The organism is Halocynthiibacter sp., from assembly GCF_049608145.1.
Taxonomy (GTDB): Bacteria; Pseudomonadota; Alphaproteobacteria; order Rhodobacterales; family Rhodobacteraceae; genus Halocynthiibacter.
Window position 1 is genome coordinate 1 of record NZ_JBMYXF010000074.1, and the last position, 9,924, is coordinate 9,924.

Consider the following 9,924-nt stretch of genomic DNA (forward strand, 5'->3'; position numbering starts at 1 on the left):
AACTTTTTCACAGAGCACACGCACGTCCCCCTCCGTTCCGCGGGCCAAGGGGGCGTTGTCACAGAACGTTAGGCGAAAACGGGCAGCGTCATGTTCGAACTGGCGCGTCACAGCAAAGGCGACAGCGATCTGACGATCAAGGCGCGAACTGTCTTCTTGCCATACCCCGGCCAGCAGGGCCGTCACGGCACCAAAGCCCCCCAGTCCGACCCACATAAGATCAGCGATATACCAGCCTCTGCGGGTACAGTTGCATTTCAGCATAAACCAAGTGCCAAGCACGCCAATTACAAAGCAGCCAGCGATGAATAAAATCTGATTATCGATCACAAAATCCACGGGTCCGTCCGATTACCTACATGGTATTGATAGCTGGTTTTGTCGTTAGGTTGCAATCGGTCGTCGCAGTGTTGTGATCAACGGCCAAGTTGCGTGATCCACACGCCCAGTGCCATGGTGCCGACACCCAGAGCCCGGGTGAAGGTCAGGGGGGACAGCTGTGCGCCGAACAATCCCCAGTGGTCAATTGCGGCGGCGGATATCATTTGCCCCAGCAACACAAAGAACACCGCATTGCCAACGCCGAATTTGGGGGCGATCCAGGTGATGGACAGCAGGTAAAAGGTCACAAGAAATCCGGCCATGAACAGATGTTTTGGCGCTGTTGGGGCCAGTTTCAACACGCTAGGCCCCGAGGTCACCATCATGACGACAGCGGTGGACGTTAGCGCGACGATGAACAGGATAAATCCGGCAGCGGCGGGTGAACCCAAGTGCTGCCCCAGGCGCGCGTTAAGGGATGCGAGCACCGGAATGCCAATCCCAGCGGCCAACATGATCGAGGCATAAAACGTGGTCGGGGTCATGGCATCGTCCTTTGCGCGTGTTACCGGCAGTTTGCCCTGTCCGCAGGCAGAGACAAGCAGAAACCGCAGGACGTTACGGAACTGTGATGGGGATGGACTAGGGCGCGCGCCAGCCCGTGGGGTGGTGATCTGACGAACAGGCGCGTTTGGAGTGCGAGATTTGCGGAGGGCAGTGAATGACCCTGGGTGGGTGCGAAGCGCCCTCCCGTAGGGAGGGCCAGGCGCTGCCCATGCGGGGCATGGGCGTTATTTTTGAAAACTTGGATCCAGTTGTTCGACCATTTTGAAGCTAGTGAATGCGGGCCTAGCTGTGAGGACTTGTATGTCTGGGCCGTAATGTGTGGTCGCCTGTCGTATTTCATGACTCGACAATGATGAATTGCGACCGATGATTACTTTATGTAACTTTACTCCCGGAGCGAACGGTTTGAAAACTAACCGTCGTTCTTTCCTGCGTTCGATTTGAATATCATTCAATCCGATCATGACACGCCATTCTTTTTCATATTCCCAATGTTTGAACTTTGTTGTGTTGGCCCAATCACCCATTTCTTCAGGGCGGCTCACATCATAGTTAAGCATCGTATCTGTGTAGGTTATTTTTGAAAAATAGGTTTGTTGTGGATCCGTTACATTGCACATTACGTCAACGTCAAATCCGTAACAGACACCTCTATGATTGTTCGTGTAATGTGCCCACATAGTTGGGCTTTCCCAACTTTCACTAAACGAAATGAAACCGTATTTTTTGGCGCGTTTCTTTATGATATTACTCCAAGTGCGCCGGTCATCAGCATCTTGGAAGTTAAATGGCTTAAACTCAAAGACATCATTCACCTCATCTGGGAATGATACCTTTAAGCGCTGCATGAATAAATTTTCGAGTGCATGCTCATCTGGCGTAAAATAATATAGGCGCATCAGCCCTCCTCAAACATCAAGCTCTTCAACGAACTTGGCGTTCTCTTGGATATACTGGAAACGCATCTCGGGTTTTTTGCCCATGAGACGTTCGACCAGATCAGCGGTTTCGCCGGGCTCGTCCTCGTCAATTGTCACGCGGATCAGCTTGCGGGATTTGGGGTCCATGGTGGTTTCTTTCAGGTCTTTGGCGTCCATTTCACCAAGACCCTTAAACCGTTGCAGATCAATTTTCCCTTTACCGCCAAGGCCTTTTTCCAACAGCATGTCTTTCTCAGCGTCATTGGCCACGTAAACACGTTTCGCGCCCTGGGTCAGACGATACAGCGGTGGGCAGGCCAAATACAGATGCCCTTGATCAATCAGCGGACGCATCTGGGTGTAGAAAAACGTCATCAACAAAGCCGCGATATGGGCGCCGTCGACATCCGCATCGGTCATGATGATGATCTTGTCATAACGCAGATCATCAACATTGAATTTCGTGCCCATGCCGACGCCAAGCGCTTCGCATAGATCATTGATTTCGGCGTTGGTGTTCAGCTTGGAACTGGCAGCCCCCAGTACGTTCAGGATCTTACCCTTCAGGGGCAAAAGCGCCTGGTTCACACGGTTGCGCGCACCTTTGCCGGACCCACCCGCTGAGTCCCCCTCCACGATGAACAATTCCGTGCCTTCGCGGTTCTTGGCGGTGCAATCGGTCAGTTTGCCGGGCAGGCGTAGTTTCTTGGTGGCAGATTTGCGGGCGGTCTCTTTTTCCTGACGGCGGCGCAGACGTTCTTCGGCACGCAAGACAAGAAAATCAAGGATCGCACCGGCGGCTTTGGTGTCGGACGCCAGCCATGTGTCGAAATAATCGCGCACAGAGTTTTCGACCATCCGCTGTGCGGCTTCGGTGGACAGGCGGTCTTTGGTTTGGCCCACGAATTGCGGATCACGGATGAAACAAGACACCAGCGCACAGCCGCCAGACATCAGGTCGTCACGGGTGATCTGGCTGGCCTTTTTGTTGCTGACCAATTCGCCGTAAGCCTTGATGCCTTTCAAAACAGCGGCCCAGAAACCCGCGACATGGGTACCGCCTTCTGGCGTGGGAACCGTGTTACAGTAGGATTGGATCGATCCGTCGCGCGCCGGCGTCCAGTTGATCGCCCATTCCACAGAACCCGGTTCGCCGAATTTTTCCTGGAAGGTTACTTTGCCCGCGAAAGGCGCGTCGGCGTAGGTTGTGACATTTTCCAGCGTTTCGTTCAGGTAATCGGCCAGTCCACCCGGGAATTTGAACGTGGCTTCCATCGGCATGTTGCCGTCTTCGATCTCGCTTTTCCAGCGAATTTCAACGCCGGAAAATAGATAGGCTTTGGAGCGTGCCATGGTGAACAAACGCTTGGGTTTGAACTTTTGTTTGCCGAAGATCTGTTCATCCGGATGGAAGTTCACCGATGTGCCGCGCCGGTTGGGGGCCGCGCCGATTTTGGTGATAGGCCCCGTTGGCACGCCGCGATTGAAACCGATTGAAAACAGTTCCTTGTTGCGTGCAACTTCCACAGTCAGACGATCGGACAGCGCATTCACAACCGAGGAACCCACGCCGTGCAGACCGCCGGATGTTTCATAGGCGTCACCCGAAAATTTACCGCCAGCGTTCAGCGTACAAAAGATGATCTCAAGTGCTGATTTGGATGGATCAGATGGGTGCGGATCGGTGGGAATGCCACGGCCGTTGTCTGTCACGGTGACAGAATTATCAGCATGCAGCGTGACTTCGATGCGCGTGGCGTGGCCGGCGACGGCTTCATCCATTGAGTTATCGACAATCTCGGCCACCAGGTGGTGATAGGAGCGCTCATCAATGCCACCGATATACATACCCGGACGCAGTCGCACGTGTTCAATGCCGTCCAATACTTGGATGGAAGATGCGTCATAGGTTTTTTCGGGTTCTTGCGCGCCGAGAAGATCGTCTGCCATAGAGTATGCTGCTCATTCTTTACTGAAATTTCACATATTATGGCAGGTCAGGCGGGGCTGGGAAAGGGGGAAGGCGGCGGGATATTCCCATATCTTGTGGATTGATGCGTTTCAGGCGTAAATACCACAAAAGTGGGAGGGGCTGGTATGATTGATCATTTCAAAGGTGGCGGGTTGGATCCAGAGGATGCAGAGGTTTTCCGTATGCAAGCGCATAAAATGCTGGATGCCTGTCTGGATCAGTTGGAAAAGGCTGCGGACCGCCCATGGCAGGCGCCCCCTGAGGATATCGATCAGCGTTTCGACATTCAGGCGAATGGGCGCGATGTCGGCGATATTGTTTCACAAATTCAAATGGATGTGCTGCCCTATCATGGCGGAAACACCCATGGACGGTTCTGGGGGTGGGTGCAGGGTTCGGGCCTTGGAAGTGATCTGATTGCTGCGATGGCCAGTTCGGTTGTGAACGCGAATCTTGGCGGGAGAAACCATGCGGCGAACCATATGGAACGTGCGGTGGTGGACTGGACGCGCCGTAAAATGGGCTTTCCTGAAGGGGCCAGCGGGTTGCTGGTGGCAGGCACGTCTCAGGCGACGGTGATTTCTTTTCAGGCGGCGCGGTTGCGGGTGTTGAAAGATCTGCGTGCGCAAGGGCAGGGCGATGTTCGCTTGATCGCTTATGCGGGTGCTGGGGTGCATAATGCCACGCGCAAGGCTTTGGAATTGCTGGGCATTGGGGCGGATAATCTACGTTTGGTGCCGTTAAAGGATCACAAGATTGATGCGCAGATCTTGGCGCAGATGGTTCAGGCTGACCGTGCAAATGGGGCGGTGCCATTCCTGTTGGTGGGCACGGCCGGATCCGTAGATATCGGGGCGTTTGATGATTTGAATGCGTTGGCAGATGTGGCGGCGACCGAAAGGCTTTGGTTGCATGTGGACGGCGCCTTTGGGGCTTGGACGCGGATTGCGGATGCGCCTTATCGGGCGTTGACCGACGGAATTGAGCGGGCAGATTCTATTGCGCTGGATTTCCATAAATGGATGTATGTGGGGTATGATTGCGGTATGGTTTTGATGCGCGATGAGCTTGAGCATCGCGCTGCGTTTGCCGCGCGTCCGGCCTATCTGCAGGGCGCGGATCGCGGTCTTGCCGGGGGCGAGCCTTGGTACACGGATTACGGCATCGATCTGTCACGCGGCAATCGAGCGCTGAAGGTCTGGTGTGCACTAGAAATCTATGGCGAAACAGCATTTTCTGACGCGATTACAGGTAATTGCCAGTTGGCCAGCATGATGGCGGGCGAAGTTGCGAAACAACCCATGATGGCCTTGGGGGTTGATGTGATTTCCAATATTTGTGTGTTTACCGCACGGGCGGATCTACCCGCTGATATCCAATCGGCGTTAAATAAAGGAATTGCGCAAAACCTGCAGGAAAGTGGCGAGGCAGTGTTTTCGACCACAGATATCGATGGGATCACCATGCTGCGCGCTGCGATCACCAATCATCGTACAAGGCCTGATGATATTATCGAGGCGGTTAAAGCTGTCGCGCGTGAAGCAAATGACGTCGGGGAAAATAGTTGATACCGACGGCGGCAGGCCATAAACTTTCCGGGCCAGGACCGCATTCCCAGCGACCTTTTTACCATTCTGATCGGACCTGAAATGACCTTCCAAGACAACGCGAAAACCGCCTGTGAAAACATGCGTGCTTTGTTTAAACGTACACCGCTGCATCGCAATGATCACTTGTCGGATAAATTTGGGGCCGAGATCTGGTTGAAGCGCGAAGATATGTCGCCCGTCCGATCCTATAAAATCCGTGGGGCTTTTAACGCGATCAGCAAAGCCCTTGCAACGGCGCCGGATCAGCGGGTGTTTGTCTGCGCAAGTGCCGGGAATCACGCGCAAGGCGTGGCGCGGGTCTGTGCGCATTTTGGGGTGAAGGGCGTGATTTATATGCCTGTGACCACGCCAAAACAGAAGGTGGAGAAGACGCGGATCTTTGGTGGGGATGCGATCGAAATCGTGTTGGAAGGCGACTATTTCGACGAAACCCTGGCGGCGTCTCAGGCCTATTGCGCACAGCAGGGCGCGCATTTTCTGTCACCTTTTGATGATGCGGATGTGATTGAAGGCCAGGCCTCTGTCGCGGTGGAAATCGAAGCCCAGCTGGGGCGTGCGGCGGATATGATTGTGCTGCCCGTTGGCGGGGGCGGATTATCTGCTGGTGTGACCCGTTACTTCGGCGCGCACGGCCCTGCTTATACATTTGCCGAACCTGCTGGCGGGGCCAGTTTGGCGCTTGCGGTTGAAAACGGCGCGCCCATAGCGCTTGAAAACATTGACAGTTTTGTTGATGGGGCGGCGGTTGCCAAGATTGGAGCGCAGACCTTTGAATGTCTGAAGGATTTCAAATCGGATCAAATCTACGCCGTGCCCGAGGATCGTATCTGCACGACTATTTTGGAAATGCTGAACATTGAAGGCATTGTTCTGGAGCCAGCCGGGGCGCTGTCTTTGGATGTGCTAAAGGATATTCGCGACCAAATTCAGGGCAAAACGGTGGTCTGTGTGACCTCTGGTGGGAACTTTGATTTTGAACGCCTGCCCGAAGTCAAAGAACGTGCGCAACAATATCTGGGACTAAAGAAATACTTCATGTTGCGCTTGCCCCAGCGCCCGGGTGCGCTGAAGGATTTTCTGGGTCTGCTTGGCCCGAATGATGATATTGCGCGTTTCGAATATATGAAAAAGTCCGCGCGTAACTTTGGCACAGTGTTGATCGGGATTGAAACCACGCGGGAAGAGAATTTTACAGCGCTGCAGGAACGTATGACGCTGGGTGGATTTGCGCTTCAGGATATCACCGGTGATCCAACAATTGCAGATCTGGTGATTTAGACGCTTTGAGGTCTTCTCATTTGCAATGATCCGGGGCAGTCTCTCTTCTAAATGAGGAGGAGAAAGATATGTCCTGGATTAAAACCGTTCCTTACGAGAAGGCCACCGGCAAGCTGAAGATGCTGTATGACCGGGTGAAAGGGCCAGATAATAACGTAGATAATATCATGATGATGCACAGCCTGCGTCCCCATTCTATGGAAGGGCATATGGCGATTTATAAATATGTGCTGCATCATTCCGGCAATACGATCCCCAAGTGGTTTCTGGAATGCCTGGGCGTCTGGGTGTCGTCGCTGAATGAATGTAATTACTGTGTGGAGCACCATTTTTCAGGTATGAAACGCCTTGTCGCCGACGATGAGAAATCAGCCCTTTTGCGTGCTGCAATCGAAGGGCGTCATATTGATGCGGCCCCGCTGACAGAGGCGCAAAAACAGGCAATGCGTTATGTGCGGACGCTGACGCGGGATCCGAATGCTTTGCGCGAGTTGGATGTTGAAGAACTGCGCGCGGTAGGCTGGGATGATGGTGAGATCCTTGAGATCAACCAAGTGTCTGCCTATTTCGGTTATGCCAATCGTACGGTGCTTGGCCTTGGGTGTTCGACCAAAGGTGATATCATTGGCCTGTCCCCGAACAACAATGCGGACCCTGATGACTGGAACCACAGTTGATCTGACAATAGAATCGCCGGATCGGGTCTGGTTCCGATCTGGCGACAATACTGAAAGTTTTATTTGACTGTCTTTTAGGTATTATCAGTCGGAAACTGACGGATTTCAGTGGTGCACCTGTACTTTGTAATGTTGAAACTAGATAATCGTTCCGGATCAGTGTCTTGGAGGGCGCTTTTGCAGGTTAACCATTCCTGAAACTTACACGCGCATTTTCGGATTGTTTGCATCATATTATTCTTGCAGGGTCATGTTGTGGTTCAGTCCTGCCTGTTCGTGAGTGTGTGCCGGATTTTCCGGCAAGTTGTGTAAGGAAAATATTATGGAAACGCTGGAAACCCGTGCCCGTGAAGGTCGCCAGAATGCATTGCGTGGATTAGATGTCGTGCGCCTGCGCCGTGAAATCGGAACAAAACCCACCCCATCTGTTTTTGACCGTGCCCGTGAAATCCTGCAGGAGGACACAACAAGTCGCCTGTTTCGTGGGGAAATCGCTGCTGTGCCGCGTCGCAATGCCGTTTTGTTCGATCTGGAAGAAGCACGCCGTATGCGCGTTCGGACGTTGCGTTATGACGAAGGCCAAGCGCGCCGTCGTAGTGCACTTCTGGCGGATCTGCAGGAAACCCGGGACGCAATCAGCAATGACACATGAGCTTTCTGAACAGTTCAGACTGCGCCTGCCGGGGGCTGGGACGCGGAGTGCTCTGTTTGCCAGACAATCTTCTGGCAGTCGCACAGGCGCATGACCCGCTTTAGTTCCGCATGCAGCCGATCCATACGTCCTGTTCCCCAGCGAACCCCGGTTTCGGACCATAGGTTTTGTACGGTTAAAATGCCGGTTTTACGATCTGCACGTGCTTCGATCCGGCCGACAAACCTGTCACCTTCAAGCAGCGGATATACATAGTATCCCCAAATCCGTTTTGCCTGTGGGACGAAAATTTCGATCCGGTAATCAAACCCAAACAGGCGTTTCAGCCGGGCCCGATCGCGAATAAGAGGATCAAATGGGCTGAGAAGGCGCATTCGTTTTGCCGGTTCTTTCAGGGACGATATCAGGTGTTCGATCTTTGGCGTGATATAGCTTTTATGCCAGCTGCCATCAGCCCCTTGGTATTCCGCTGCTTCGGGCCGGGCTGTTGTTAGCCAATCGCGGATTTCAGCTGCGCTGGCCGCATCCCAGAAACGCTGAATTTCACCGGGATTGGCAAAGATCAGGCGCTGTAACGCCTGTTTGCATAACCAATCTAAACGCTGATCATCGGCCAAGGATTGTTTGCGCAATTCGTCCGGATACACCCGTTCCGCCAGATCATAGACTTTGGTGAAACCCCGGCGGTGACATGTGGCCAGCTCTCCGGCGTACCACATGTAATCCAGCGCTAATTTATGTGGGGGGCGCGACCACCCTTCGCCTTTGCGGGTGTTCTGACTGTCAAAATCATGGGTGGATAAAGCACCTTCATGTTGAATGCGGGCCCGGATTTCGGCGCGTTCATTTTCATTTGACATGCCGGAATACCAAGATGATTTCCCTAGCTTATCCGCTTTTCTCTCGAACTGGCGTGTCCAGATGGGAAGGAATTCCATAGGCAGCACGCAGGCATCATGAGTAAAATGTTCAAAAATCTCTCGACGGGGTTTCATCGCCGGACCTAGGTGCGTTTCACGATATTTCTGATTGCGAGACCAGAGAATATGATGATGGGCGCGGGTTAGGATATTGATGGTGTCGAGCTGAACATACCCAAGCTTTCGCACAATCATTGCCACATCCAGTGGGCCGCCAGGTGCATCGGACAGACCAAGGGAGGCAAGCCAGAGATGTCGCGCCGTGGTATTATCGATCTTGATCATCTGATTTCCGGTCCCATTTATTTCTAAAAACAGATTGGAACAATTGTGGAACAAACACAAGGTGCGCCACAAGTATTGTTCCGGCGCTTACCCGGTTTGGCGGCGAAAAATAACATTCTTTGCGTCGTCATTTGATCTGCGTCAAGGCGTCACAGGATGGCATGAGTTAGACAATCGCATGTGAGTGAACAGGAGGACGATTATATGACCACAGCCACCCAGAAAACGACTGCTGCCAATGCCGCTGCCAAACCAGCGAGCAAGTCAGAAGTTACTCAGAAGAATGAAGAATTTCCAAAGGTTTCACCGGATGCAATTCGTCAGACCTTTGAGGGCGGGGTGTACCCGTATACAGATAAGATGCCGAAAAAAGCCTATGAGGCAGAAAAGGCGCGTCTGCAGGCTGAACTTCTGAAAGTGCAGAAATGGGTGGCGGAAACGGGTCAGAAATTTGTTTTACTGTTTGAAGGCCGTGATGCAGCGGGTAAGGGCGGCACAATTAAACGGTTTATGGAACACCTGAACCCACGCGAAGCCCGCGTTGTTGCGTTGAACAAACCGACAGATCGTGAACGTGGCCAATGGTATTACCAACGCTATATCCAGAACCTGCCAACCACGGGTGAAATGGTGTTTTATGATAGATCCTGGTACAACCGCGCTGGGGTGGAGCGTGTCATGGGGTTCTGTTCACCGAATGAGTATCTGGAATTCATGCGCCA

General features: G+C 53.0%; 8 protein-coding genes and 2 pseudogenes. 5 read left to right on the forward strand and 5 right to left on the reverse strand.

Annotated features, from left to right (window positions below; genetic code table 11):
* The 4 genes and pseudogenes from ACPGUT_RS14980 to parE all read right to left on the reverse strand — a co-directional run.
* Positions 1 to 339, reverse strand: a pseudogene (locus ACPGUT_RS14980) (hypothetical protein); the annotation flags it as partial.
* 77 nt (positions 340 to 416) lie between these two features.
* Positions 417 to 866 carry a DMT family transporter gene (locus ACPGUT_RS14985; RefSeq protein ID WP_423992740.1) on the reverse strand — a complete coding sequence of 150 codons (450 nt, stop codon included), beginning with the start codon at positions 864 to 866 and terminating at the stop codon, positions 417 to 419.
* Between the two features lie 246 nt (positions 867 to 1,112).
* Positions 1,113 to 1,787 (reverse strand): DUF2971 domain-containing protein, encoded by a 675-nt coding sequence (locus tag ACPGUT_RS14990; RefSeq protein WP_423992742.1) that lies wholly within the window; start codon positions 1,785 to 1,787, stop codon positions 1,113 to 1,115.
* Between the two features lie 9 nt (positions 1,788 to 1,796).
* On the reverse strand, positions 1,797 to 3,758 hold the full coding sequence (gene parE, locus ACPGUT_RS14995) for a DNA topoisomerase IV subunit B (protein WP_423992744.1): 1,962 nt from the start codon (positions 3,756 to 3,758) through the stop codon (positions 1,797 to 1,799).
* A 147-nt stretch (positions 3,759 to 3,905) separates the two neighbouring features.
* Here parE and ACPGUT_RS15000 point away from each other — a divergent pair, with 147 nt between their 5' ends.
* The 4 genes from ACPGUT_RS15000 (at position 3,906) to ACPGUT_RS15015 (ending at position 7,997) form a co-directional block, all read left to right on the forward strand.
* A complete protein-coding gene (locus tag ACPGUT_RS15000) occupies positions 3,906 to 5,348 on the forward strand; it encodes a pyridoxal phosphate-dependent decarboxylase family protein (protein ID WP_423992746.1) in 1,443 nt (480 codons plus the stop codon).
* Positions 5,349 to 5,429: 81 nt separating this feature from the next.
* On the forward strand, positions 5,430 to 6,668 hold the full coding sequence (ilvA, locus tag ACPGUT_RS15005) for a threonine ammonia-lyase IlvA (protein ID WP_423992748.1): 1,239 nt from the start codon (positions 5,430 to 5,432) through the stop codon (positions 6,666 to 6,668).
* Between the two features lie 68 nt (positions 6,669 to 6,736).
* Entirely contained in the window at positions 6,737 to 7,345 is a 609-nt protein-coding gene (locus tag ACPGUT_RS15010; protein ID WP_423992750.1) for a carboxymuconolactone decarboxylase family protein, read from the forward strand.
* Between the two features lie 322 nt (positions 7,346 to 7,667).
* A complete protein-coding gene (locus ACPGUT_RS15015; RefSeq protein ID WP_423992752.1) occupies positions 7,668 to 7,997 on the forward strand; it encodes a hypothetical protein in 330 nt (109 codons plus the stop codon).
* Between the two features lie 14 nt (positions 7,998 to 8,011).
* Here the strand turns inward: ACPGUT_RS15015 and ACPGUT_RS15020 are convergent, their stop codons facing one another.
* A complete protein-coding gene (locus tag ACPGUT_RS15020) occupies positions 8,012 to 9,202 on the reverse strand; it encodes a winged helix-turn-helix domain-containing protein (RefSeq protein ID WP_423992754.1) in 1,191 nt (396 codons plus the stop codon).
* 204 nt (positions 9,203 to 9,406) lie between these two features.
* Here ACPGUT_RS15020 and ACPGUT_RS15025 point away from each other — a divergent pair.
* Positions 9,407 to 9,924, forward strand: a pseudogene (locus ACPGUT_RS15025) (polyphosphate kinase 2); the annotation flags it as partial.

Coding starts and splice junctions, on each gene's coding strand:
- ilvA (WP_423992748.1), top strand. CDS start 5,430: ATGACCTTCCAAGACAACGCGAAAACCGCCTGTGAAAACATGCGTGCT.
- ACPGUT_RS14985 (WP_423992740.1), bottom strand. CDS start 866: ATGACCCCGACCACGTTTTATGCCTCGATCATGTTGGCCGCTGGGATT.
- ACPGUT_RS14990 (WP_423992742.1), bottom strand. CDS start 1,787: ATGCGCCTATATTATTTTACGCCAGATGAGCATGCACTCGAAAATTTA.
- parE (WP_423992744.1), bottom strand. CDS start 3,758: ATGGCAGACGATCTTCTCGGCGCGCAAGAACCCGAAAAAACCTATGAC.
- ACPGUT_RS15020 (WP_423992754.1), bottom strand. CDS start 9,202: ATGATCAAGATCGATAATACCACGGCGCGACATCTCTGGCTTGCCTCC.
- ACPGUT_RS15010 (WP_423992750.1), top strand. CDS start 6,737: ATGTCCTGGATTAAAACCGTTCCTTACGAGAAGGCCACCGGCAAGCTG.
- ACPGUT_RS15015 (WP_423992752.1), top strand. CDS start 7,668: ATGGAAACGCTGGAAACCCGTGCCCGTGAAGGTCGCCAGAATGCATTG.
- ACPGUT_RS15000 (WP_423992746.1), top strand. CDS start 3,906: ATGATTGATCATTTCAAAGGTGGCGGGTTGGATCCAGAGGATGCAGAG.